The 24,900-nt window shown below is 28.8% G+C and carries 23 protein-coding genes and 3 tRNA genes; 22 read left to right on the top strand and 4 right to left on the bottom strand.

What is annotated here, in order from left to right; translation table 11 throughout:
• Window positions 1–246: 246 nt before the first annotated feature.
• Window positions 247–2,307 carry a helix-turn-helix domain-containing protein gene (locus tag H8S20_RS14460; protein ID WP_186860544.1) on the bottom strand — a complete coding sequence of 687 codons (2,061 nt, stop codon included), beginning with the start codon at window positions 2,305–2,307 and terminating at the stop codon, window positions 247–249.
• 238 nt (window positions 2,308–2,545) lie between these two features.
• Here H8S20_RS14460 and clpB point away from each other — a divergent pair, with 238 nt between their 5' ends.
• The 6 genes from clpB (at window position 2,546) to H8S20_RS14430 (ending at window position 7,196) form a co-directional block, all read left to right on the top strand.
• Window positions 2,546–5,152, top strand: coding sequence for an ATP-dependent chaperone ClpB (gene clpB / locus H8S20_RS14455; RefSeq protein ID WP_186860543.1), 2,607 nt, complete (start codon window positions 2,546–2,548; stop codon window positions 5,150–5,152).
• A gap of 160 nt (window positions 5,153–5,312) precedes the next feature.
• Window positions 5,313–6,176 carry a YitT family protein gene (locus H8S20_RS20510; RefSeq protein WP_186860542.1) on the top strand — a complete coding sequence of 288 codons (864 nt, stop codon included), beginning with the start codon at window positions 5,313–5,315 and terminating at the stop codon, window positions 6,174–6,176.
• A 217-nt stretch (window positions 6,177–6,393) separates the two neighbouring features.
• Window positions 6,394–6,762, top strand: coding sequence for a YmaF family protein (locus H8S20_RS14445; RefSeq protein WP_032119275.1), 369 nt, complete (start codon window positions 6,394–6,396; stop codon window positions 6,760–6,762).
• 196 nt (window positions 6,763–6,958) lie between these two features.
• Window positions 6,959–7,035, top strand: a tRNA-Arg gene (locus H8S20_RS14440).
• Between the two features lie 5 nt (window positions 7,036–7,040).
• A tRNA-Gln gene (locus H8S20_RS14435) sits at window positions 7,041–7,115 on the top strand.
• Window positions 7,116–7,120: 5 nt separating this feature from the next.
• Window positions 7,121–7,196: transfer RNA gene (locus H8S20_RS14430), tRNA-Lys, on the top strand.
• A gap of 72 nt (window positions 7,197–7,268) precedes the next feature.
• On the opposite strand, the gene H8S20_RS14425 is transcribed toward H8S20_RS14430, so the two are convergent.
• Together H8S20_RS14425 and H8S20_RS14420 are read right to left on the bottom strand one after the other, a co-directional pair.
• Entirely contained in the window at window positions 7,269–7,451 is a 183-nt protein-coding gene (locus H8S20_RS14425) for an alpha/beta-type small acid-soluble spore protein (RefSeq protein ID WP_032119274.1), read from the bottom strand.
• 207 nt (window positions 7,452–7,658) lie between these two features.
• A complete protein-coding gene (locus tag H8S20_RS14420) occupies window positions 7,659–7,841 on the bottom strand; it encodes an alpha/beta-type small acid-soluble spore protein (RefSeq protein ID WP_032119273.1) in 183 nt (60 codons plus the stop codon).
• A 227-nt stretch (window positions 7,842–8,068) separates the two neighbouring features.
• Here H8S20_RS14420 and H8S20_RS14415 point away from each other — a divergent pair, with 227 nt between their 5' ends.
• From H8S20_RS14415 to H8S20_RS14340, 16 genes are all read left to right on the top strand, one after another.
• Window positions 8,069–8,452: a GntR family transcriptional regulator gene (locus H8S20_RS14415; protein ID WP_032119272.1), complete on the top strand. Its 384-nt coding sequence runs from the start codon at window positions 8,069–8,071 to the stop codon at window positions 8,450–8,452.
• A 1-nt stretch (window position 8,453) separates the two neighbouring features.
• On the top strand, window positions 8,454–9,593 hold the full coding sequence (locus H8S20_RS14410) for a DUF5808 domain-containing protein (RefSeq protein WP_186860541.1): 1,140 nt from the start codon (window positions 8,454–8,456) through the stop codon (window positions 9,591–9,593).
• Between the two features lie 122 nt (window positions 9,594–9,715).
• Window positions 9,716–10,054 carry a hypothetical protein gene (locus tag H8S20_RS14405; protein ID WP_032119270.1) on the top strand — a complete coding sequence of 113 codons (339 nt, stop codon included), beginning with the start codon at window positions 9,716–9,718 and terminating at the stop codon, window positions 10,052–10,054.
• An 11-nt stretch (window positions 10,055–10,065) separates the two neighbouring features.
• Window positions 10,066–11,304, top strand: a complete 1,239-nt coding sequence (locus H8S20_RS14400; RefSeq protein WP_032119269.1) for a TcaA 3rd/4th domain-containing protein — start codon at window positions 10,066–10,068, stop codon at window positions 11,302–11,304.
• Window positions 11,305–11,347: 43 nt separating this feature from the next.
• Window positions 11,348–12,640 (top strand): murein hydrolase activator EnvC family protein, encoded by a 1,293-nt coding sequence (locus H8S20_RS14395; RefSeq protein WP_186860540.1) that lies wholly within the window; start codon window positions 11,348–11,350, stop codon window positions 12,638–12,640.
• Between the two features lie 353 nt (window positions 12,641–12,993).
• On the top strand, window positions 12,994–13,170 hold the full coding sequence (locus tag H8S20_RS14390) for a hypothetical protein (protein ID WP_243177692.1): 177 nt from the start codon (window positions 12,994–12,996) through the stop codon (window positions 13,168–13,170).
• Window positions 13,171–13,245: 75 nt separating this feature from the next.
• A complete protein-coding gene (locus H8S20_RS14385; RefSeq protein WP_186860538.1) occupies window positions 13,246–13,992 on the top strand; it encodes a hypothetical protein in 747 nt (248 codons plus the stop codon).
• Window positions 13,993–14,120: 128 nt separating this feature from the next.
• A complete protein-coding gene (gene tig / locus H8S20_RS14380) occupies window positions 14,121–15,401 on the top strand; it encodes a trigger factor (protein WP_032119264.1) in 1,281 nt (426 codons plus the stop codon).
• Between the two features lie 160 nt (window positions 15,402–15,561).
• Window positions 15,562–16,167: an ATP-dependent Clp endopeptidase proteolytic subunit ClpP gene (gene clpP, locus H8S20_RS14375; protein WP_032119263.1), complete on the top strand. Its 606-nt coding sequence runs from the start codon at window positions 15,562–15,564 to the stop codon at window positions 16,165–16,167.
• A 30-nt stretch (window positions 16,168–16,197) separates the two neighbouring features.
• Entirely contained in the window at window positions 16,198–17,493 is a 1,296-nt protein-coding gene (gene clpX / locus H8S20_RS14370; RefSeq protein WP_032119262.1) for an ATP-dependent Clp protease ATP-binding subunit ClpX, read from the top strand.
• 198 nt (window positions 17,494–17,691) lie between these two features.
• Window positions 17,692–19,347: an ATP-dependent protease LonB gene (gene lonB / locus H8S20_RS14365; protein ID WP_186860537.1), complete on the top strand. Its 1,656-nt coding sequence runs from the start codon at window positions 17,692–17,694 to the stop codon at window positions 19,345–19,347.
• Between the two features lie 125 nt (window positions 19,348–19,472).
• The gene (gene lon, locus H8S20_RS14360; RefSeq protein ID WP_186860536.1) at window positions 19,473–21,800 is read left to right on the top strand and encodes an endopeptidase La; all 2,328 of its coding nucleotides are present in this window, start codon (window positions 19,473–19,475) and stop codon (window positions 21,798–21,800) included.
• Window positions 21,790–22,380 (top strand): ribosome biogenesis GTP-binding protein YihA/YsxC, encoded by a 591-nt coding sequence (yihA, locus tag H8S20_RS14355; RefSeq protein ID WP_032119259.1) that lies wholly within the window; start codon window positions 21,790–21,792, stop codon window positions 22,378–22,380. The genes lon and yihA overlap by 11 nt, the downstream gene beginning before the upstream one ends.
• 135 nt (window positions 22,381–22,515) lie before the next feature.
• Window positions 22,516–22,887, top strand: a complete 372-nt coding sequence (locus H8S20_RS14350; protein ID WP_042281909.1) for a hypothetical protein — start codon at window positions 22,516–22,518, stop codon at window positions 22,885–22,887.
• 24 nt (window positions 22,888–22,911) lie between these two features.
• Window positions 22,912–23,202 (top strand): hypothetical protein, encoded by a 291-nt coding sequence (locus H8S20_RS14345; RefSeq protein WP_032119258.1) that lies wholly within the window; start codon window positions 22,912–22,914, stop codon window positions 23,200–23,202.
• Between the two features lie 109 nt (window positions 23,203–23,311).
• Window positions 23,312–23,785 (top strand): hypothetical protein, encoded by a 474-nt coding sequence (locus H8S20_RS14340; protein WP_032119257.1) that lies wholly within the window; start codon window positions 23,312–23,314, stop codon window positions 23,783–23,785.
• A gap of 141 nt (window positions 23,786–23,926) precedes the next feature.
• On the opposite strand, the gene H8S20_RS14335 is transcribed toward H8S20_RS14340, so the two are convergent.
• On the bottom strand, window positions 23,927–24,859 hold the full coding sequence (locus tag H8S20_RS14335; protein WP_186860535.1) for a hypothetical protein: 933 nt from the start codon (window positions 24,857–24,859) through the stop codon (window positions 23,927–23,929).
• Between the last annotated feature and the right edge of the window lie 41 nt (window positions 24,860–24,900).

Here is a 24,900-nt window from a genome sequence, read left to right as displayed (position 1 = left end):
AAAAAGATTATATATTTGAATCCATAGAGCCCACTTGCTTTTTGATTCACTTAACAACATTGAATTGAAGAATAAACCTCTCATATAAAACATCCTTTCAAAATTCTTTATATTTATATTATATACGAAAGGCTTAAACATAAATATTCACATCGATGTTCAACTTAAAGGTACAATTAGGTTATTATTCTTTAAAAGTTATATATGGAAAACACAAAAATAACATATAAATGTACTGTTAATGTGCTATTTTATGTTTTTTAGAACAATAAGTTTAGCTCCGTACCCCTTTAATTCTGTAATTATATTTAAAACTAGACTCTTTTTTGAATATTTAAATTCTATTTTAGGATAAGAGGCCTTATATAAAATCTCTTTTTCTTCTTTATTTAATCTATCTGGAGATCCCATAGATAGCCAATAATTATAAGATGAACCTATCTTTTCGTTAATTTCATAAGTTGTAATTCTAGTATCATTTTTTAAGTTTACTATGTTAAGAGAAAATTTCTTTTCAAAGGATTTTTTTAATCCCTTACTTGAGTAAACATCTTCATAATTAGCTAATGTATCTATATCATTTCCATGCGAATATAAAAGTATTGCATACTCATCATCGCTTTTAGTTACTATGTAACCATCGTCAATTGATACAATTTCACTTCCTAATTTACTTAAAAGATAATAAGCATAATAAGAAGGTTTTTTTATTGCCATATCATTAATAAGGCCTGGAGCACCGATAAAGACCTCATTTGTTATGTTCATAGCTTTCTCTAAAACATCAAAAGCCCTTAAAAAGTTTAGATGCTTTTCTTTTAAAACAGTATTATGAATAATATATGGTAACATATATGCGGTATCATAAATAGGGTTTAAAGAGTTTATTGAGAAAAATGTTTCTTCTTGAACTTCAAGATCATAATTATCAGTTATAAATGACTTTAAGCCCTCTTTAATATCTGTAGATAAATCTGATGAAAATTGAAAGCAAAAATCAGCTATATCAAAATAATCTATTTGAGAAAAATAATCTATGAAACTAGTAAGTATATTTTTATATTTTTCTAGTGAATACTCTATTGAATCTAAGAGGATTAAAGGTTTTAGAGATATATCTGTTAAAAATTCTAAAACCGCCTTAGCTTTATTCCAATTATAAAATTCAGAATCTATAAATACTCCCATATCGTTATGAAACATTTTTTCAAGTCTACCGTAATCAAAATGTATTTCATCTTGTATTTCTTCTAGTATATCTTTATTATCTTCAATTAATAAATCGAAAGCCTCACCTATATTTATTATATGACCAAAGTCTGGATTAAATATCTTTAATGTCTCATCCATATCTATATGAATATTCCATAACTTATTTTCAAAGTTATATCTATTATATTTTTCTAAAGTATGAGATAAAGATTCTAATGATTCATTTAAAGGCAAAGGATAAAGAACTTTTTCAAGTTCAAATTCTTTTTCTGTAAGAGAAAATTTCTTTCTATATTGAAGAGGAGTACAGTTATAGTACTCTTTAAAGTTTTTATTATAATATCTTACATGGGAAAAACCTACTTCATCAGAAATTTCTGAAATACTTATATCACTATCTAATAAAAGTTTTATTGATTCTTCAACACGAGTTTGGTTTATTAAGTCTGTAAAACTAGACCCGGTTGCGTATTTTATTTCGTGAGAAAGATAGTGTGGACTTAAAAATTCTTTTTTAGCAATATCTTTTAAGGTAATATTATTATTATAATTATTGAATATATATTTTGAAATTCTATGATACCTATCTAATTGTTCTGTTTTTTCCTTAAGCTCTTCTTTCTCAGTAGTTAAGTAATGAAAATTATTTATTAAATGATATAGTAAATTAATTAAAATATCTTCAATTTCCTCGTCGTAATCTTCAAGTTTTTGAACGTATTCACATAGAAGTTTAGCTAAAAACCCTTTAAGCTCATCATATTCCTCACCAACTTGATTAGATGTAGATGTTGTATAGAAAAATACATTTTTAATATCTTTATAATATTTTTCAAAAAAGCTTGGGTCTATATTGAAAATTAAGATTTTATTATCTTCTTTGCTATAAAATTTATGTGCCTCGTCTACATTTATAATTTCTACTTCCTTTTCATTAAGAGTAAAGGAATCAGAATCAATTGTTATCTCTATGGAACCTTTTATCACATATACGATTTCAATAGAATTATGCCAGTGTATTGGATAATTTCTAATATTAAAATATGATACTTTAATTGGTAAATCTAATGGATAACTTATAAATTCCCTTCTCAAAATCTCACCTCAGATTCTTATAAGTTTTTATTATGATACTTATTATACCAATAACTAGGTATAAAAACAAAAGGGGGAGAAATATTAATGGAATAGTTACAAATGAATATATTAATTATTATTATGATTTTATTGGTAAAAAATAAAAATGAAAAATATATAAATTTACTTTGACTTTCTTTGACTTTTGTATTATTATTTTATTAAAGGTAAAAACATTAAATGAGGTGAGTAGAATATGAACGTTGAAAAAATGACATTAAGAGTACAACAAGCATTGAATGATGCTAATTTAACGGCTGTTAAGCACAATCATCAACAAATTGAAATAATTCATCTGTTCTCTGCTCTAGTAGAACAAGAGGATGGATTAATACCAAACATCTTTACTAAGATGGGAATAAATATAAAAATGATGAAGTATGATATAGATCAGGCTTTAAGTAACATGCCTAAAGTAACTGGCGAGGGAGCTAACAATTCATCAGTTTATATAACAAGACAAGTAGAAGAAGTTTTAGTAAAAGCAGATTCAATAGCTAAAGATTTTAAAGATTCTTATATAAGTGTAGAACATTTAATGTTAGCTATTATGGGTGTAGATAAAAACGGGTCAACAAAGAGAATATTAGAAAAATACAATGTAAATAAAGATAGTTTTATGAAGGTTCTATCAGAGGTGAGAGGAAGTCAGAGAGTAGATACACAAGATCCAGAAGGAACTTATGATGCTTTAGCAAAGTATGGTACAAATTTAGTAGAACTTGCAAGAAATCATAAGCTTGATCCTGTAATAGGAAGAGATGAAGAAATAAGAAGGGCAGTTAGAATACTTTCTAGAAGGACTAAGAATAATCCAGTATTAATCGGTGAACCTGGAGTAGGTAAAACAGCTATAGTTGAAGGATTAGCTAATAGAATAGTTAATGGAGATGTACCAGAAGGATTAAAAGATAAGATCATATTTTCGCTAGATATGGGAGCTTTAATTGCTGGTGCTAAATATAGAGGTGAATTTGAAGAAAGATTAAAGGCTGTTTTAAAAGAAGTTCAAAGTAGTGAAGGCAGAATAATTCTGTTTATTGATGAAATTCATACCATAGTTGGAGCAGGCAAAACAGATGGTGCTATGGATGCAGGTAACTTAATTAAGCCATTGCTTGCTAGGGGGGAATTACACTGTATAGGAGCTACGACTTTTGATGAGTATAGACAGTATATTGAAAAAGATAAAGCTCTAGAAAGAAGATTTCAGCCTGTTATAGTTAATGAACCAACTGTAGAAGATGCAATATCAATATTAAGAGGCTTAAAAGAAAGATTTGAAATTCATCATGGAGTAAGAATCCAAGATTCGGCTATAGTTGCTGCTGCAAAGCTTTCAGATAGATATATTTCAGATAGATATTTACCAGATAAAGCTATAGATTTAATTGATGAAGCTGGGGCTATGATAAGAACTGAAATTGATTCATTGCCAGCAGAGCTTGATGAAGTTAGAAGAAAGCTTATTCAAATAGAAATAGAAAAAGAAGCATTATCAAGGGAAAAAGATGAAGGTTCTAAAAAGAAACTTTTGGTACTAGAAAAAGAGTATGCAGAGCTTAAAGCTAAAAATGATGAAATGACTGCTAAGTTTGAAAGAGAAAAGGGAGCTATTGAAAAGTTGAAGGATTTAAAGTCTAAACTTGATACAGCAAGAGGAGAACTTGAAGCAGCTCAAAGAGCTTATGATTATAATAAAGCAGCTCAGATTCAGTATAGTGATATACCTAAGCTAGAAGAAGCTATAAAGCTTATGGAAGTAGAAGTAAAGGAAAATTACGAAGGAGCTTTATTGAAAGAGGAAGTTACTGAAGAGGAAGTATCACAAATTCTTTCAAGATGGACTGGTATTCCTGTAAGTAATCTTTTAGAAGGTGAAAGAGAAAAATTATTAAGATTAGAAGATGAAATGAGTAAGAGAGTAATAGGTCAAGAGGAAGCCGTTACTTCCGTAACATCAGCTATTTTACGAGCAAGAGCTGGACTTAAAGATGAGAATAGACCTATAGGTTCTTTTATCTTCTTAGGGCCTACTGGGGTAGGTAAAACAGAGCTAGCAAAAACATTAGCTAGAAACCTTTTTGATTCTGAGGATAATATTATAAGAATAGATATGTCAGAATATATGGAAAAGCATACTGTATCTAGATTAGTTGGAGCGCCTCCAGGATATGTAGGTTATGATGAAGGTGGTCAATTAACAGAAGCTGTTAGAAGAAAACCATATAGTGTTATATTATTTGATGAAATTGAAAAAGCTCATGAAGATGTATTTAATATATTCTTACAAATATTAGATGATGGTAGATTAACAGATAACAAAGGTAAGACTGTAGATTTTAAAAATACTATAATCATAATGACATCTAATATTGGAAGCAGCTATCTTTTAGAAAATACTTCGGAAGATACTGTAGAGCCTCAAGTAAGAGAAGCTGTAATGAATGAAATGAAGATGAGATTTAAACCAGAGTTCTTAAACAGAGTTGACGATATAATAATGTTTAAGCCTTTAAGTGAAAATGGCATTACTAAGATTATTGATATATTCTTAAGAGAAGTATCAAATAGATTAAAGGATAAAAATATAACTCTAGAAATAACTCCGGAAGCTAAACATATTATGGCTCAAGAAGGATATGATCCTGTATATGGGGCTAGACCTTTAAAGAGATATATTCAAAATACTCTAGAAAATAAGCTTGCTAGAAAGATTATTGCAGGAGAGATAACTTATGGTTCAAATGTTATAATCCATGGAGAAAATGATCAAATTGTAATTAATATTAAGCAAGACTAACTTTAAAATAAGAAGCTGTGATTAATCGCAGTTTCTTATTTTTTTTTTTTTTTTTTTTTTTTTTGTGTGTGTAAAATTTTAGATTATTTATATATGATATATTTAAAATTTATGATAGAATTATTTTTTGTGATAATTATTATTAATGGGGTGAAAAGAAGTGCTTTATAAAGAAGAGATAAAAAAAATTGTAGTTATAATTATAGGTGCTTTAATTTTTTGTTTAGGAGTTAATTTATTTATAGTTCCAGTTGGTTTATATAATGGAGGAGTTGTAGGTATATCTCAAATTATACGTACATTAATAGGAAATTATATATCCATACCAAATAATTTTGATATATCAGGTATTATTAACTTTTTATTAAATATACCGTTATTATTTATAGCTTATAAAAGTATTTCTAAAAAGTTTTTTGTTAGAACGGTAGTAAGTATAGTTTTTCAGACAGTATTCTTTTCAATTATAGCAATACCTGTAGTGCCAATAATTGATGATAGATTAACAGCTTGTTTAATTGGAGGAATAATAACAGGAACAGGTATTGGAATTACATTAAAGGCTGGTGGGTCTGGTGGTGGAATAGATATACTAGGCGTTTATTTTGCTAAGAAGTATTCAGAATTTAGTGTAGGAAAGTTAGGAATGATAATAAATGCAATTATTTATGGAGGTTGTGCAGTTTTATTTGAATTACCAACAGCGATATATTCTATCATTTATACTACATTTTTTGGCTTGATAGTAGATAAGATTCACTATCAAAATATTAATACTACGGCTATGATATTTACTAAAGAGAATGACATCGATAAAAGAATTATGAGTGAAATTGGACGAGGAGTAACATTATGGCATGGATATGGAGCTTATACAGGAGAAGATACTTTGATTTTAGTAACTGTTATATCTAAATATGAAATTGGACAACTTAGAAAAATTGTTAACGAAAGTGATGAAAAGGCTTTTATAATTTTTAATGAAGGCATGAATGTAGTAGGTAACTTTGAAAAAAGATTATAGATAAAAGTTGTTTAAATACCTTTATAAGGCGTTGTTAGACATATATGTTTAACGATGCCTTATTTATATAAAAATATTAATACTTAATATGCAACATATTATTGCTATTGCATATTATGTATTATGACTAACAGATAGTGAGAATTTTCTTTCGAAGTAATTAAATGAAGAGAGTTTTGCATTATTAGTTAAAATCATAAAATACGGAGGAGAAGTTATGAGTAATTCAGGCAATGAATATTATACTGAAGAATATAGTGGATGTTATAATGATAAACACGTACACGAATTTACAGGAAGTACAAAGTTAGCAGAGAATGGTGAAGATAGACATAACCATCGTACTGCAGGAATAACAGGAGAAGCTAAGTATTTAGAAAATGGACGTCACTACCATCTTATAAAAACAAAGACTGACTCTGCCCCAGATGGTCATCATCATCCTATAATGATTAGAACAGGATTAGATATAAAAATTAGAGGAACTGATAAGCATGTTCATGCAATAAAGGGAGCAACTAAAGTAGTAGATCAACATTGTCATAATTTTGAGTTTGCAACTTTAACTGAAAAACCTTTAGAGTAAGAAAATTATATTTATAATAGATTTTGAAGAGAATCGTATAAGTAATAAAAATATAAAAAAATGTTGACAAAGGGTGATAAAGATAATATACTAAATGACGTGGTCAAGAGGTGTACAAAATTATCACCCTTGTTTCATAAGAAAAATGTTATAGTTAGTAGATTTTAGCAAATCGAAAGTTTATAATGTTATTTATGCGTGTTTAGCTCAGCTGGATAGAGCAACGCCCTTCTAAGGCGTGGGCCAGGAGTTCGAATCTCTTAACACGCACCATGTGTAGGGATATCGCCAAGCGGTAAGGCACCGCACTTTGACTGCGGTATTCGTAGGTTCAAATCCTGCTATCCCTGCCATATATGGTTTACTAGCTCAGTCGGTAGAGCACTTGACTTTTAATCAAGGTGTCCGGGGTTCGATTCCCCGGTAAGCCACCAAATGTTATAGAGATAAATTAAAGGATGGTATCAAATGATATCATCCTTTAATTTATGTTTATTTAGTTTTTTCTATTTCATTCCTTGTTCGTATTGTTGAACCATTCTCTTAACCATTTCTCCGCCAACGCTACCGTTTTGCTTTGCAGTTAAGTCGCCGTTGTAATCGCTTAGTGGAACTCCTAATTCGTTTGCAACTTCTTTCTTAAATTGAGCTAATCCGTTTTTTGCTTCTGGAACTAATTTTTGTGCCATAATATTATCTCCTTTATATTTTAGTATTTGTAAAGTGTATCTCACTTTACAATAATATTTTGCGTATTTCAATCTTTAATAAACTATAATATTAAAGGGAAAAAAGGTAAAAGAAATAAATTGGGGTACAAAATGGTAGAAGAGTTTTTGCAGTAAAAAAATAAGATACCCTCTAAGAGGATATCTTATTTTTTTATTCAGTTTTTCTTATTTCATTCCTTGTTCGTATTGTTGAACCATTCTTTTAACCATTTCTCCACCAACGCTACCGCATTGTTTTGAAGTAAGGTCTCCGTTGTAATCTGTGAAAGGAACGCCCATTTCGTTAGCTACTTCGTTCTTAAATTTTGCCAATCCGTTTTTAGCTTCTGGAACTAGTTTTTGTGACATACTAGACCCTCCTTAATAAATTAAAATTTTATTTTTGTAAAGCTTGTTTGCTTTACAGTAGTATTTTGCGTAGAAAAGACTTTAATAAACTATAAAAAAGTGTCCAAAATAGGAAAAACTAATAGGGAAATGAATAAAATGGCTTTAATAAAAAAATGTGATAAATATTGAAAAAATATAGATGCTGTTATATATTTTATATAACAAGTAAAGTGAGAGGTGAAGTAATGTTACTTAAAATAGATTTTGATTCAGATATACCTATATATAATCAAATCAAGACAGAGATAATAAAGGGAATTGCTAGAGGTGAAATAGAAGAAGGGGAAATATTACCTTCTGTAAGAGGATTAGCGTCAGATATAGAAGTTAATATGCATACTGTTAATAAAACATACAACATTTTAAAAGATGAAGGCTATATAAAAATTGATAGAAGAAAAGGCGCTTTCATAAGCTTAAATTTAGAAGAGTCAAATAATAAGTTTAAAAGAAATTTTGAAGAAGAATTAGAGTATTATATTGCAGAGTGTTGCAACAGAGGAATATCTAAAGATGATATAAATAAGATTATAGATGAAAAATATGGTTTGTTTAAGGAGAAGAAATAAGATGGAAGATTTAATTAAATATTTTATATTTCCTTTTATTACAGTAACACTATATATTCAAGTGTTTAATTTAAATAGATTTTCTAATAATGGCATATATTTTGGAGTTAGAGTTCCGCTAGAATATAAAAATGATATAGATATATTAAGATTAGAAAAGAAATATAAAAAGGAAAATATTGTTTTTGTATTACCATTAATAATATTATTAAATATATTATATATTTTTAATATAAAGATGTGGTTGCTTTTAACATATACATTTATATCTATTGGAATTACACAAATATTACCGATAATATATTGGAAAAAGATGAAGAGAATTAAAAATGAAAGAGGTTGGAAGGTATTAAGCAAGAATGTAATTATTGTTGAAACTGGATTAAGACAACCTAAAAAAAACTCGAGGATAAAAGCTTTGGAGACCAAGCATTATTTAATTCTTTTAATTATACCGTTTGTAATAAGTATATTAACACTAATAAATTACAATAAATTACCTGAACTAATTCCTGTTCATTATAATGCTGCAGGAGTTGTAGATAAAGTAGTTGAAAAAGGGACAACAGCGGCATATATGAATTTAGCAGGTATACCTTTTATGCTAGTTTTGATGATATTTTTCTTTGTGCTTATAAATAAAATTACAGTAAACTCTAAATCGGATTTGTTTAGTGGAAAGATTAAAGGGACAATAGAGAAAAAGCTTTTGTTTAAAAAGTATATTTCTATATTCACTTGGATTTTAGCTTTAGAGACTTTAATTATAATGTCGCTTCCTCAAGTTTCTATATTATTTGATTTAGGTACTGAAATTATGACTATTCCAATGGTAATATTATTTATTAGTATTGGAGTATTTATATTAATAAGCTATTATTTTGGTCAAGGCGGAAGAAACATAAAGACAACTGAAGAAGGAGAAGAAAATTACAGAGATGATGATGATAGATATATTTTAGGTTCGATATACTATAATAAAAATGACCCTGCGTTAATGGTTGAAAAGCGTGTAGGAGTTGGGTGGACTGTTAATTTAGCTCATCCAATAGGGATGATATTGATGGTATTACCATTTATAATAATGATAGGATTAATAATATTTATGTATTTCTTTGAGAAAACTAATCCTATGTTTTAGAAATTAAACTATGCATATGCATAGTTTTTTCTTTTGAAAGAAAAATTAAAAATATCTTGATGAAAAATAAGGAAATGATATACAATTAAAAGGAACAAAAGAGAAAAAAGGAGAAATGAAGTATGGAATTATTTAAAATTAAAGATTTAGCATTTAATAGTGAGGAATTTTTAGATAATATTGAGGAATTTGAAGATTTAATACCTATAATAAAAGATTTACAAGAAAATTTAACTTATGAAGAAATTAACTGTGTAGGTGATAATGATTGTTGTAGTAAAACTGATAAGAATTATATAGTAGAAATTGAAGGGTATTTAGATGATGAAGATGAGTTTTACACAAAAGAAGAGTTGATTCAAAGTGGTGCAAATATAGAAGGAGCTAGATTAGATCCCTTCATAATTAGAGTTTATAAATGTGTAGAATGTGGAAAGTGGATAATTGATATTTTAGAATAGGTGTATTAAGAATGAAAGAAAAATTTAAAGAAAAGTTATCTGAATTTAATGGGTATTTAAAAAAAGTAATAGGGAAATTCAATGCATTAACTATAGAAAAGAAAATAGTTATTATCTTTATAGTTATATTTATGATTTTTACATTTATTACTGTAGGTATTTTGAATGGCGCACCTACAAAAGAAGAGGTAATAAGCAATTTTAAAGTAGCGATTGAAAATAAAGATGAAAAATTACTGTCAAAAACTCTAAAAATTGATGGGAAGAAAGTTGATTCGGAAAGCTTGGTACCGTTAATTGATTATTATGATGATAAGAGAGATACATTACTAGATATAACTAAAAAATTAAGAGCAGAAAATAAAAGTGGTATGCTAAATATAGAAAGTAAAAAAAATATCTTTGGAGAAAAATACTATATAAATGTCAGTAGAATTTCAGTATTGGTAAAATCGAATTTTAATAATACTGAAATATTTATAGATAATAGAAGTGTTAAGTCTGGTGAAACCTTAAAAGATATTATACCAGGAACTTATATAGCGAGGTATAAATTAAATACTGAGTTTGGGGAGGTTACTGGAGAGGAAGAGGTAACTGTTTCTGAAGATGCTAATATAAATATACATGTTGATGCTGGAAATATAACTTTATATTCGGCTTATAAAGATGCGGATGTTTTTATAGATAATAAAAATATAGAAAAAAAGGTATCAGACATAGTTGATTTCGGTCCTATTCCATTAAATAGAGATATCGAGCTATATATAGAACAAGATTTTCCTTGGGGGAAAATAAAGAGTGAATCAGTGGTTATAAATAATAATGGAATTATCAAATTAGATATTAATATGGTAAATGAAAAGCTAATGAATGAAATTGAAATATCTTTAAATACGTTCTTTAATTCTGTTTTTGATGCTCTTAATGGAGGGGATAAAACTTTAATTCAAAATGCAGATGAATCTACTAGAAATAAAATATATGATGATATTTTTAAAAAGACATTATTCTTTACTAATAATTATGAGATTTCAGATATGAACTTGAATATAGAAAAAAGTGAGTTTAAGTATGAAGATTCTATTTATAAAGGAAATATAGTGGTTAAGATTAATTATGATATTTATAAAAAGATATTACCATTTGTAAAGGAAAGTCGTGAGGAAACATTTTTAGTAGGTTTAATATATGATGATGGGAAATGGGTATCAAATAGTATCCAAAGATTTAATATGTATGACGAATAGAAGTGTATTAGTTGATTGACAATAAAGAAAAAGGGGGATGAAGTTGAAGAAAGGGTTTGTTAGAGTTTGTATTTCTTTTTTGATAATATCGATATCTTTTGGCTTTACAAGAGTATTGGCAGAAAATAATGAAAGTATTAAAAATGAAATTGACAATAATAAAGATAGAATAGAAGAGTTAGAAAAAGAAAAAGAAGAAATACAAGATGAAATACTTAGTGAAGAAGAGGCTCTGAAAAGGATAGAGGAAGAGATAAAAGAAAAAAGAGAAGAACTTTTAAAAGTTAGTAAAGAGGTAGAAGTATTTCAAAATGAAATAGATTTGATTCAAGAAGAAGTAGATAAAATAGAAGACGAAATATTAAAAATAGAAGAAGAAATATCTATAAAGGAAGAGAAAATTGAGAATTTAATTAAAGAACAGGAAAAACAAAAAGTTTTACTTGCTAATAGATTAAGAAATTATTATAAGTTGGATATATCAAATCAATACTTGTATATGATTTTAAGTAGTGAAAATATTTTTGAACTATTGAATAAATTATATAATATTACTATATTGATGAAGATTGATAGGGATCTTATGAAATCTAATAAGGAAAGTGAAGAAAATATAACATTAGAAAAAAACGCTATAGAAGAATATTTAAAAGAAGAAGAGATTCGTAAAAATGACGTTGTTAAGAAACAGATCGAATTAATAGATAAGCAAAGTGAATTTATTGTAATAAAAGAAAAAGAAGAAAAACAGATGTATGAACTTCAGGCTTTAGAAAGTGAAAAGAATAACTTGATAGTTTCGCTTGAAGGAGTACAGAATAGTTTGCAAAATCAGATAGAAGATTTATTATCTTACAACGAGGAGTTACAAGCTGAATTAGATAGAATATTTGAAGATATTGAAAATGGTTCACCAGATAATGGAGCAACACCGGAGAGTGGTAATGAAAGTGGCTTTTTGAGACCAGTTGATGGAGTTATTACTTGTGAATTTGGGCCAAGAATTAATCCGGTAACATTTGAAGCAGGATTTCATAATGGTATTGATTATGCAGGTAATACTGGAGAAGCTATTAGAGCTACTAAAAGTGGAGTTGTTGAATACTCAGGATGGATAGAGGGGTATGGATATACTATAATTTTAAATCATGGTGATGGTATAAAATCTCTATATGCACATTCAAGTCAGCTTATTGTATCTGTAGGAAATTCTGTGCAACAAGGGGAAACAGTCGCTCTTATTGGATCGACAGGAATGAGCACTGGACCTCATTTGCATTTTGAAATAAGAGTTAATGGACAACCGGTTGATCCTTTTGGTTATATTCCGTACTAAATAACTACTTAGCTTTAAGATTTTAAAGGATGACAAAATATTTATTCTTTAAAGTCTTTTTTATAAAAAAAAACCTGCACTATTGTGCAGGTTAAAGGGTTTATGTTCATTTAAGAAAGGGAATAAACGAACATATGTGGGGTTTTATTATAACTCTTTAATAAAATTATTAAAGAGTGGTATGGGCTTTTGTTAAATGTAATTTACCTTACAATGACATTATACATCATATTTCAACAAATTCAAATAGTTTTTTGAAAAAAATTAATAAAATTCATTTTTTTTACTAGAAAGATGGATAAATATATATAAGAGTATATAATAGAAAAAAAGAAATAGGAGGATGAATGTATATGGATAAATACAAAGATGTTTTAAAAGATGCACCTGACTATGAAGAATACACAGTTAATGAAGCTAAGCTATCAGTGGCAGAAATGAGGGAATTAGGGTTGCTTAAGTGTGGAGGATGTTGTTCTTCAGGTGATGGGTGCTCAAAGAAAAATGGTTGTTGTAAGACAAAAAAATAGAATGTCGAAAAAACACGAGGTAAATTGTTACAGTGTAAATATATAGAAAAAATAAGTCGGATTTTGGAGGTGTATATGAGAAAGCCAAGTATATTCAGTAGGGATTACGAAAGAATAATGAGAAAACGTAAAAGAATATTGGTAGCTTCAATTTCTTTATCAATTGTATCTATGGCTTTAATTATTGTTTTTATCAGTAGATACAATTTTGGGAAAGGGGAAAGCTATTTAACTGCTTGGATGAAAGATGAAGAAAATATTGAAAAAGAACAGGAAAAAGAAGTATTAAGCAAAGAAAAAGAAATGGAAACGGCAAAGTTAGATAATAATATAAAAATATTGTTAAATGGAAATGAATTTGAATTAAATTGCTCTGAAAATAATGGTAAGAAGGTTGTTAATAGTGTAAAAAATCTAGAGTCAGAAAAATATTGCATAGATAATTATGGAGAGAAAGTAATTATATTAGATAAAGATCAAAATATATTTTTATGTGATATAGAAGGAAATGTAATAGATTTAACTTTAAATGAATATGTATCTCCTTATGGAGAGGTTTTTAAAAAAGATGAAATATTATCAACTTATAATGATTATATATGGCATTCACAAGTTAAGTTTTTAAATAATAACAAAATTGCATATGTAAGCAATTTGCCTTACTTTGGCTATGGATTAAGCCAATTTATAAATGTTATAGATATATACTCAAAAGAACATACAACAATGTGGGGGCTTAATGGTAATAACATTATTTTAAAAGAAAACTTAGATGGTGGATTAGAAGCTGTAATAGATGGAAATATTAAGTATGTAGAGTAAAATTAATATAATAATATTGGGAAAATTAATTTTGTGAAACAAATATTTGAAAATATTTAAATGTTTATGTTATAATAACTTAGTCGAAATAAGCATACAATAGCTTAGTTTTAGGAGGAATATATACAATGGAAGCTAAAATGGAAAAAAAAGACGTTAATGTTGTTAAGTTTGAAGTAAAAGTGGAAGCACAAAAGTTCAACGAAGCTTTAACTAGATCTTATAAAAAGAACATGAATAAATTCAATGTACCAGGATTCAGAAAAGGTAAAGTGCCAATGGCAGTAGTTAAAAAGTACTACGGAATAGAAGTACTTTTAGAAGATGCTATAAATTTTGCAATTGATAGTTCATATAAAGAAGTATTAAAAGAAAACAATATAATACCTGTAGATTATCCACAAATCGACGTTGTTGAAGTTGGAGAAGGTAAAGATTTCATATACACTGCAGAAGTTACTGTTTACCCAGAAGTTAAACTAGGAGAATATAAAGGTTTAAAAGTTGAAAAGAACTCTTACGAAGTAACTGAAGAAGAAGTAAATAAGAAATTAACAGAAATGCAAGAAAAGAATGCTAGAGTTGAAACTAAAGAAGAAGGTAGCATAGAAAATGGAAACATAGCTATTATCGATTTTAAAGGATTCATCGATGGTGAAGCATTTGAAGGTGGAGAAGGTACTGACTATGAATTAGAAATAGGTTCAGGAACTTTCATTGGAAACTTTGAAGAGCAATTAGTAGGAAAGAATGTTAATGACAATGTAGAAGTTAATGTAACATTCCCAGAAAACTACGGAAGAGAAGAATTAAACGGAAAGCCAGCTAAATTTGAAGTTGCAATAAAGGGAATCAAAGTGAAAGAATTACCATCTTTAGATGATGAATTTGCTAAAGAGGTATCTGAATTTGATACATTAGCTGATTTAAAAGCTGATATAACTAAGAAGTTAGAAGAAGCTAACAATTCAAGAATCGAAAGAGAATTTGAAGAAGCTGTTATTTTAGCAGCAACTGAAAATGCTGATGTTGAAATTCCTGCAATAATGATTGAAAAAGAAATAGATAAAATGGTTCAAAATCTTGAGCAAAGATTACAATACCAAGGCTTAACTTTAGAGCAATACTTCCAATTTACTGGTAGTGATGCTGAAAAGATGAGAGAATACATGAAGGAAAATGCTGAAAGAAAAGTTAAGACAGACTTAGTATTAGAAGCTATAGAAAAAGCAGAAAACATAGATGCTACAGAAGAAGAATTAAGAGCAAAAGCTGAAGAAGTTGCTAAGATGTATTCAGCAAATAGCGATGAAAAGATGATTGATTTATTAATGAACAGTCAAAGAGAAGCTTTAAAGAGTGATGTAATCACATCAAAAGCTGTTAAGTTATTAATGGAAAATAATTAATAAGTATTAAGTTAATTGCCAGAAAAGTTTTTTCTGGCAATTATTTAAAATATTTCTTTAACAAAATAATGTAAATTAGATATAATTTAAGTATAATTACTTTTATTTATTTGGATATATTATTAAGGAAGGGTTTAAAGAGAAATAGGAGGGAATTTACATGAGTAATTACGTTCCAATGGTTGTCGAGCAAACTGGAAGAGGAGAAAGATCTTATGACATTTTTTCTAGACTATTAAAGGATAGAATAGTAATGTTAAGTGGAGAAGTAAACGATGTTACATCAAACTTAATAGTAGCTCAATTGTTATTCTTAGAAAGTGAAGATCCAGATAAGGATATATATCTATATATAAACAGTCCTGGTGGGTCAATTACAGCAGGAATGGCTATATTTGATACTATGAACTATATAAAACCAGATGTTAGTACTATATGTATAGGAATGGCTGCATCTATGGGAGCATTTTTACTTTCTGCAGGAGCACCAGGAAAAAGATTTGCTTTGCCAAATAGTGAGGTGATGATTCATCAACCACTAGGGGGATTCCAAGGGCAAGCAACAGATATTGATATACATGCAAGAAGAATATTAAAAATTAAAGAAACGTTAACTAGAGCTATGGCTGAATCAACAAATGGAAAAGTTGACTTTGAAACTATGGTTAAAATGTGTGAAAGAGATAACTTTATGTCTGCACAAGAAGCTAAAGAAATTGGTTTAATAGATGACGTTATAGTTAGAAATGATATAAAGAAGAGCTAAAAGAGTCCAGAGCTAAAGTGAGGTGAGTTTATGGCTAAATTTGATGACAAAAAACAATTAAAATGTTCTTTCTGTGGTAAAAATCAAGACCAAGTAAAGAGATTAATTGCAGGGCCAGGTGTATATATATGTGATGAATGTATAGACTTATGTTCTGAGATTATACAAGATGAATTCGAGGAAAATGTTGAGTTAGATACAACTTCGTTACCAAAGCCATCAGAAATAAAAAACTATTTAGATCAATATGTAATAGGTCAAGATAAGGCTAAAAAGGCATTGTCTGTTGCTGTGTATAATCACTATAAGAGAATCCAATCAAATATGATTGAAGATGATGTAGAGCTACAAAAAAGTAATATCTTACTTTTAGGACCAACTGGTTCAGGTAAGACACTTTTAGCTCAAACTTTAGCAAAGTTTTTAAATGTTCCTTTTGCTATTGCAGATGCAACTACATTAACTGAAGCTGGATACGTTGGAGAAGATGTAGAAAACATCCTTCTAAAATTAATTCAAAATGCTGATTATGATGTAGAAAAGGCTGAAAAAGGAATAATATACATTGATGAAATAGATAAGATTGCTAGAAAATCTGAGAACCCTTCTATAACTAGAGATGTATCTGGTGAAGGTGTTCAACAAGCTTTATTAAAAATCTTAGAGGGTACTACAGCATCTGTACCACCACAAGGTGGTAGAAAACACCCACATCAAGAGTTTATTCAAATAAATACTTCAAATATATTATTTATTTGTGGAGGAGCTTTTGATGGTGTTGATAAGATAATAGAAAAGAGAACACAATCTAGTTCTATGGGGTTTGGTGCAGATATCAAATCTAAGGCTAATAAAGATGTAGGAACTCTTTTAAAGTCAATACTACCTGGAGATCTATTAAAATTTGGATTAATTCCTGAGTTTGTAGGAAGATTACCTATTGTTGTTACTTTAGAGTCATTAGATCAAAATGCTTTAATAAATATTTTAAGCCAACCAAAGAATGCACTTGTAAAACAATATACAAAATTATTTGAAATGGATAATGTTGAATTAGAGTTTACAGAGGATGCTCTTAAGGCTATTGCTGATGAGGCTATAGCAAGAAAAACTGGTGCTAGAGGGCTAAGATCTATAGTAGAGGATATGATGATAGAAATTATGTTTGATATACCATCAGATGAAAATATATCAAAAATAATTATTCAGGAAGATACTGTAAAAAACAAACAACTACCTGAAGTTGTTAGATTACCTGAAAATGAAAAACGTTTAGTTTTAAAGCCAAAAAAGGCTAAAAAGAAAAAAGGTATGGAAACAGCATAAGTAAAATCACCCGAGATTTAGGGTGATTTTTTTATTTTATTTTGTTTGATTGATTTTTAGATACTATATTTCTTATATAGTGAAAAAATTATAATAATATAAATTATCTCTGGAATATTACTATTTAAATAAGTCAATAATACAAATAGTTTTATTAAAGGGAGGGAGAAACTTTTAGGTATCTAAAAGTAGAGAAATATGAACCAAATAATGATGATTTTACAATTAATAATGATAGTGCTTTTCATAATATATTTATTTAATAGCAATAAGGCTAATAGAACTAAAACGGTAGTTATAGATAAAGAAAATAAAAAAGAAATGGATAAATTGCTTAAGTTAAGATCAATAAAGCTATCAGAACCTTTAACTGAAAAAAGTAGACCTAAAGATTTTAGTGAAATAATAGGCCAAGAAGAAGGAATTAAGGCGTTACAAGCAGCTATATGTGGACCTAATCCCCAACATGTAATAATTTATGGGCCTCCTGGAGTAGGTAAGACAGCTGCAGCAAGATTAGTTTTAGATAAAGCGAAAAAACAAGTTAACTCACCATTTAAAACAGAGGCCAAATTTGTAGAGATAGATGCGACTACAATACGATTTGATGAAAGAGGAATAGCTGATCCTCTTATAGGTTCGGTACATGATCCTATATATCAAGGCGCTGGATCACTAGGAGTAGCAGGAATTCCACAACCAAAACCAGGAGCAGTTACAAAAGCTCATGGTGGAATTCTTTTTATTGATGAAATTGGGGAATTACATCCAATAGAATTAAATAAGCTCTTGAAAGTTTTAGAAGACAGAAAAGTATTTTTAGATAGTGCATATTATAGTTCTGAAGATAGCAATATGCCTACTTATATTAGAGAAATTTTTGAAAATGGATTACCAGCGGATTTTAGATTAATAGGAGCTACTACGAGAAGTCCAGAAGAGATTATTCCAGCTATAAGATCTAGATGTGTAGAAATATTTTTTAGAGCACTTCATACAGATGAAATTAAGAAAATAGCTGAAAATTCAATTAAGAAAGTTGGCTTAACTGTTTCTGACAAAGGTTTAGACATAATAAGTAGATATTGTAGTAATGGTAGGGAGGTAGTGAATTTAATTCAGTTATGTTCAGGATTGGCTATAAATGATAATAGGGCAGAGATATCTGAAGATGATATAAAGTGGGTAATTGAAAACGGACAATATTCAGAAATTCCAGATGTAAAGTTGAAAGAAAATCATAATAGGGTTGGAGTTGTTAATGGATTAGCTGTATATGGAGCTAATATAGGGATGATTATGTCTTTAGAAGCTACAGCTAAAAAGATTACAACTAGAAAAGGAGAAATAAAAATATCAGGAATTATTGAAGAAGAGGAGATTACATCAAATAATAGAAAGATTAAAAGAAAAAGTACTGCTTACTCATCAGTTCATAATGTTCTAACTGCATTAAATAATGTGTTTAATATAAATAGTGATAGCTATGATATTCACATTAATATTCCAGGTGGAGTTCCTGTAGATGGACCTTCAGCAGGTATTACTATAGCTACAGCTATTTATAGTAGTATAATGAAAGAACCAATAGATAACATGGTCGCTATGACTGGAGAGATAACTTTATTAGGTGATGTTAAACCTATTGGTGGAGTAGGAGCTAAAATATTGGCAGCTAAAAAGGCAGGTGCTAAAAAAGTTATAATTCCAGAGGACAATTGGAATGACAGCTTTGAAAACTATGAAGGGATAGAGATAGTTGCTGTAAGAAATATTAAGGAAGTAATAGAGTTGGCTATTTTATCTCAAAAATTAAATGGAAATATAGATGTTTTATCGGCAAAAGCTGAATAAAGATTAAAGACCACCCTTTGGGTGGTTTTGTATTTTTTACATAAATAGAAAAGTTGAAAAAATATATAATTATGTGTATACTAAATTGGTTAGATAATTTTTATTAGAAAGAATGGAGGGGGAAAATGGAAAAGAGTCAAATAACTTTAGCTGTTATTCCGTTAAGGGGCATTACGATTTTTCCCAATATGATTATACATTTTGATGTTGGTAGGGAAAAATCCATAGCAGCTATAGAAGAAGCAATGAAAGAAAATGGAGAGATTTTTTTAGTATCACAATTAGATCCAGAAATAGAGGATCCCACTAAGGATGATGTTTACTTCATAGGAACTATATCAAAAATTAAGCAAATATTAAAAATGCCTAAAGGAATTACAAGAGTGTTAGTTGAAGGTATTGAGAGAGCTGAAATTATTGATATTGTAGATGAAGAAAAATTTATGAAAGCTAATATTGTTAAAATAGAAGATGAAAATGTTAAAGTTGATGATGCTAAAGAGTCAGCATATAGAAATCTTTTAACAAAATCATTTAATCAATATATAGAAGCAGCAGAGGTTGAAGGGAATAAAGCACCTTTAATAATAACTAAAGAAGAAGGCTTAAGCAAAGTAACTGATTTAGTAGCATCTTTTATTGAACTTGAAGATGATAAGAAGCAAGAAATTTTAGAGACGCTTGATGTTTACGAAAGAATTGAAAAGTTAATTCTTTATATCACTGAGGAAATCGAAATTATTAATATTGAAAAATCAATAGGTAATAAAGTAAAAGATAAAGTTGATAAAGCTAATAAGGAGTACTTCTTAAGAGAACAAGTAAAAGTTATTCAAGAAGAGCTTGGTGAAGATGAAGAGAAAAATGAAATTGAAAATTATAAAGAAAAATTAGCTAAGTTAAAGTTACCTAAGGTTGTTAGGGAAAAAGCTGAATATGAACTTTCTAGATTAAAAACATCTAATTCTGGAGATGGTAATAATATAAGAACTTATTTAGATTGGATTGTAGCGCTTCCTTGGAATAAGTCTACTAAGGATACATTCAATATAGAAAAGGCTGAAGAAGTATTAAATTCAGAGCATTATGGATTAGAAGAAGTTAAGGAAAGAATATTAGAATATCTTGCTATAAAACAATATACTAAGAGTATAAAAGGTCCAATTTTATGCTTAGTAGGGCCTCCAGGTGTTGGTAAGAGTTCTATTGCAAAATCTGTAGCCAATGCAGTAAATCGTAAATTTGCAAGAATTTCTCTTGGGGGAGTTAAAGATGAAGCAGAGATTAGAGGTCATAGAAGGACTTATATTGGCGCAATTCCAGGTAGAATTACATATGCTTTAAAAGAAGCAGGGGCTAGCAATCCGTTAATTTTATTAGACGAGATAGATAAGCTAAGTCAAGATTATAAAGGTAGCCCAGCAGATGCTTTATTAGAAGTATTAGACCCTAATCAAAATATGAGCTTTAGAGATAGCTTTATGGAAGTAGATATAGATTTATCTAATGTACTATTCATTACAACTGCGAACTCTTTAGATACTATACCAAGACCATTATTAGATAGAATGGAAGTTATAGAGATATCAGGCTATACTTATGAAGAAAAGTTTAATATAGCTAAAAATCATCTTATACCAAAAGTTCTAAAAGAACATAATTTAGATAGGAATACTATTAAAATTTCTGATTCAGTAATAAAAGAAATAGTAAATAGTTATACTATGGAGTCTGGTGTTAGAACTCTTGAAAGACAAATAAATAAAGTAATTCGTAAAGCTATAACTGATCTTATAAAGAGTAATAGTAAGAGTATTACTATATCTACTATTAAAATTGAAAAGTATTTAGGGCCTAAGATATTTGAATATGAAAAAATAGATAAAGAGGATAAGATTGGTGTTGTAACAGGACTAGCTTGGACGGCTTATGGTGGAGATACATTACCTGTTGAAGTTAGTGTTATGAAAGGTTCAGGTAAGTTAGATTTAACAGGCCAATTAGGATCTGTAATGCAGGAATCCGCAAAAGCATCATATAGTTACGTAAGAGCTAATGCTAATAAATATGGAATACCAGAAGACTTTTATAAGGAAAATGATATCCATATACATGTTCCTGAAGGAGCGGTACCAAAAGATGGTCCTTCTGCGGGAGTTACAATGACTACAGCTCTAGTTTCAGCATTATCCAATAAAAAGGTTAGAAGTAATGTTGCTATGACTGGAGAAATAACATTAACAGGAAGAGTACTAGCTATAGGGGGAGTTAAGGAAAAATGCTTAGCTGCTCATAGAATAGGAATAGATACTATAATATTACCTAAAGAAAATGAAAAGCATGTAAATAAAATACCTAAATCAGTTAAATCTAAATTAAACTTAATCTTTGCTGATAAGATTGATAAGGTATTAGAGAATGCATTAATTGGAGTTGAAAATAATGATAATTAAAACATCAGAATTTATTACGTCTGCAGTAAAAAGAAATCAATATCCTGTAGATGTAAGACCAGAAGTTGCCTTTGTTGGAAGATCTAATGTAGGTAAAAGTTCTATAATAAACGCTTTAACTAATAGAAAAAAATTAGCTAAAGTTTCACAAACACCAGGTAAAACTAGACTTATAAATTTCTTTTTAATTAATGATGAAATGTATTTAGTTGATTTGCCTGGATATGGATATGCAAAAGTATCAAAAAAAGAAAAAGAGAGCTGGGGAAAAACTATTGAAACCTATTTAATTGAAAGAGAACAATTAAAAAAAGTAGTTTTATTAGTTGATTCTAGGCATAAGCCTACTGCTGATGATATTCTTATGCATGAATGGATAAAGCATTTTGGGTATAAAGTTATAGTAATTGCAACAAAAAGTGATAAACTATCTAACAATGAAATAGGAAAAAGCAAAAAACTAATTAAAGAAACATTAAAACTAGGACCAGAAGATGAATTCTATTTATTTTCATCAGTAAAGAAAAATGGGAAAGAAGAATTAATAGATAATATATTCGGGGATTTAGTAGAAGAATAAATAAAAAAACTGCCAAAAAGGCAGTTTTTTTTGTTAAAAAGTTTTTCTTTAAAATAAAACTAGTGTCAAATTATAAAAAGGCGAATAGTATATAGTATAAAAAGAAAAAAACAAAATCCTTAGGAGGAAGTAAGTATGCAAATGAATGACATTATTGATGGATTAAATTCTTGTGATTGTCCAACAGGCTTACAAGGTACAAATTTCAATAGCGTATCAGGTTGTGGTTTTGGAAGCTGGATATGGATATTGTTAATTTTATTCTACACTAATCAAGGAGCTAATTATGGTGGCGGAGGATGCTGCTGTAAGCCACGTAAAAAAGATTGCTGTTGCTGTGGAAATAGTGGATACAATAACGCTGGATATGGTAGCGGATGTGGAGGATATTTATTCTTATTAGTTATCTTATTCTTATGTGGCGGTTGTGGTAATAACTTTGGAGGATGTAATACTTTTGGATGTGGATTCGATCAAGGCTTTGATGCTTTGGGCGGATGCTGCTAGGTTATAGGAAGGAGGAGAGTATAAATGTCAAAGAAAAAAAATAGATGTTGTTGTGAAGAAGTATGCTGTTGCCCAAGTAATAATGCTGGTTATGGCGGAAATGGATGCTGTGGAAGTCAATTTGCAGGATTAAACAGCTGTGTTTCTCCAATTATATTCCTATTGATAGCATGTGGATCAGGTCTTTTAAGAAACAATAGATCTTTCTTGATAATACTATTATTCTTACTATGCGGAGGCTGTTTCGGTAATTTATTTGGAACAAATAATGCCGGTGGAGACGGATGTTGCTGCGAAAGCGATTGTTGCTGCTAGTATAGAGGATGGAGGGCCTTATGGGCCCTCCAAAAAAATATCTAAAATTATAACATAAATAATTAAAATACATATAATGAAAGTAAAGAAATCTCTAGGAGGAGGGCTTATGTCTAAAAAAAGACATAGAAAGAGGCAAGAAGTAAGTAACACAAATAATAGTAATAACAATAATAATAGGCAACAGCAGATGAATTACAATAATCCTTTTGGAATTAATCCAAATCAATTACTAAGTATGTTTGGTAATATAGATATGAATCAAATAAATAGCATGTTACAATCTATGGGAGCAGATGGATTTGATTTCAATAATTTCAATTTAGGATCAATACAAAATTTAATGAATGGAATGGGCAGAAATCCAGGACAACAGCAAAATTTTCAAAATAATGGACAAGGGCAGCAAAATACTCAAAGAAATAATAATGAGATGAATCATAAACAAAATTTTGATGAGTTTAATGATGAAGATGACAACATACAATTGTTAAATTCCTTTAGGAGTATAGTTGGAGAAGAGAAAAAAGACTTTATAGATAAAATTATAAAGTTATATAATGATGGTGCATTTGAAGATTAATTTATTAATATGTATAAAAGAAGGGAATAGGGTTAATAATATAATTGTACCGGAGAAGTATTCTCCTATAGCAAATGAAGATTATATCTTCATTAAAGCTAAACCCCCCCATCCCCCTTTTAGGCCGCGTTGAGCGGCCTTTTAATTTTGTTTCTTTATACTAGAGATTCTATATTCGCCAAATTGATTTATATCTGTTTTTACCGTGAAAATGATTTCTTCTTTAGGTTTTGAAGAATCCGTTGAATTGACCTTCTCAAAAGATAAATTCCAAATAACAGAAGAGGGAAGTGCATTTTTATCCCAATTTATATCGTAGAAATATCCAATTTGGAATGAATATCTATAGTTTTCTTTGCTTAAATTCCAAAGGATTCCTAGTTCCTCAGAGTCTATATATTCTGTGAAAATGCCAGGAGCATCTTCTATTTCGTAAGTAAGCTGAATTAAATCAATAAATTTTTGTATAACACCTAATGCTGGAATCTGAAGTTTTGAAAAAGAAGTATCTTTAATTGTTTTACCGCTAAAAATAAATGATTCTGTTGATTCATCTCCTTTTTCTGAAAGAGAATATAATATTTTAGGAGTTCTAGAATTTTGAGAGTCAATAATACCAAAAATATTTTTTGAGGAAGAAAAGACCTCTTTAAATTCATCATTATTCCATTGGAAAATATAGGTTATAGGTTTTTGGTTTTTATATCCAGTTAAAATTAACTCAGGTATACCATCTCTAGATAAATCTAAAGAAGTAACTTTTATAGATACAGAATCATATAAATCGATTAAAGCATCTCCATATGACTCACTTTTTAGTACATAATCATGTTTAGAAGTTTTTACTTTTACAATATAATGAGAATTTTTTTTATCTATTAATATACTATCTACAGTTCCATCTCCATCATAGTCTTTATCGTTTGGATTATGTATAGTTGATGAGATAAAGGATTCTAAAGAATCATTTTTTAAGAAAACAGAAAAAGATATAGCTACTAATAATAAAAGAAGAAGAATTATAAAAATCCATTTAAAGAGTTTGTGCTTTTCTAATATAATAAGCTTTACCATAATATCACCTCAATAAATTATATGAGACAATATTAATATAA

This window comes from Clostridium hominis, assembly GCF_014287825.1.
Lineage (GTDB): Bacteria > Bacillota > Clostridia > Clostridiales > Clostridiaceae > Clostridium > Clostridium hominis.
This window is presented reverse-complemented; position numbering and strand designations above follow the sequence as displayed.

Excerpts from the sequence above, each read along its gene's own strand:
- H8S20_RS14410 (WP_186860541.1), top strand. The coding sequence starts at position 8,454 with ATGGAAGATTTAATTAAATATTTTATATTTCCTTTTATTACAGTAACA.
- H8S20_RS14400 (WP_032119269.1), top strand. The coding sequence starts at position 10,066 with ATGAAAGAAAAATTTAAAGAAAAGTTATCTGAATTTAATGGGTATTTA.
- lon (WP_186860536.1), top strand. The coding sequence starts at position 19,473 with ATGGAAAAGAGTCAAATAACTTTAGCTGTTATTCCGTTAAGGGGCATT.
- tig (WP_032119264.1), top strand. The coding sequence starts at position 14,121 with ATGGAAGCTAAAATGGAAAAAAAAGACGTTAATGTTGTTAAGTTTGAA.
- yihA (WP_032119259.1), top strand. The coding sequence starts at position 21,790 with ATGATAATTAAAACATCAGAATTTATTACGTCTGCAGTAAAAAGAAAT.
- clpP (WP_032119263.1), top strand. The coding sequence starts at position 15,562 with ATGAGTAATTACGTTCCAATGGTTGTCGAGCAAACTGGAAGAGGAGAA.
- H8S20_RS14385 (WP_186860538.1), top strand. The coding sequence starts at position 13,246 with ATGAGAAAGCCAAGTATATTCAGTAGGGATTACGAAAGAATAATGAGA.
- H8S20_RS14415 (WP_032119272.1), top strand. The coding sequence starts at position 8,069 with ATGTTACTTAAAATAGATTTTGATTCAGATATACCTATATATAATCAA.
- H8S20_RS14350 (WP_042281909.1), top strand. The coding sequence starts at position 22,516 with ATGCAAATGAATGACATTATTGATGGATTAAATTCTTGTGATTGTCCA.
- lonB (WP_186860537.1), top strand. The coding sequence starts at position 17,692 with ATGAACCAAATAATGATGATTTTACAATTAATAATGATAGTGCTTTTC.
- H8S20_RS14335 (WP_186860535.1), bottom strand. The coding sequence starts at position 24,859 with ATGGTAAAGCTTATTATATTAGAAAAGCACAAACTCTTTAAATGGATT.
- clpB (WP_186860543.1), top strand. The coding sequence starts at position 2,546 with ATGAACGTTGAAAAAATGACATTAAGAGTACAACAAGCATTGAATGAT.
- H8S20_RS14445 (WP_032119275.1), top strand. The coding sequence starts at position 6,394 with ATGAGTAATTCAGGCAATGAATATTATACTGAAGAATATAGTGGATGT.
- H8S20_RS14405 (WP_032119270.1), top strand. The coding sequence starts at position 9,716 with ATGGAATTATTTAAAATTAAAGATTTAGCATTTAATAGTGAGGAATTT.
- H8S20_RS14420 (WP_032119273.1), bottom strand. The coding sequence starts at position 7,841 with ATGTCACAAAAACTAGTTCCAGAAGCTAAAAACGGATTGGCAAAATTT.
- H8S20_RS14390 (WP_243177692.1), top strand. The coding sequence starts at position 12,994 with ATGGATAAATACAAAGATGTTTTAAAAGATGCACCTGACTATGAAGAA.
- H8S20_RS14340 (WP_032119257.1), top strand. The coding sequence starts at position 23,312 with ATGTCTAAAAAAAGACATAGAAAGAGGCAAGAAGTAAGTAACACAAAT.
- clpX (WP_032119262.1), top strand. The coding sequence starts at position 16,198 with ATGGCTAAATTTGATGACAAAAAACAATTAAAATGTTCTTTCTGTGGT.
- H8S20_RS14425 (WP_032119274.1), bottom strand. The coding sequence starts at position 7,451 with ATGGCACAAAAATTAGTTCCAGAAGCAAAAAACGGATTAGCTCAATTT.
- H8S20_RS14345 (WP_032119258.1), top strand. The coding sequence starts at position 22,912 with ATGTCAAAGAAAAAAAATAGATGTTGTTGTGAAGAAGTATGCTGTTGC.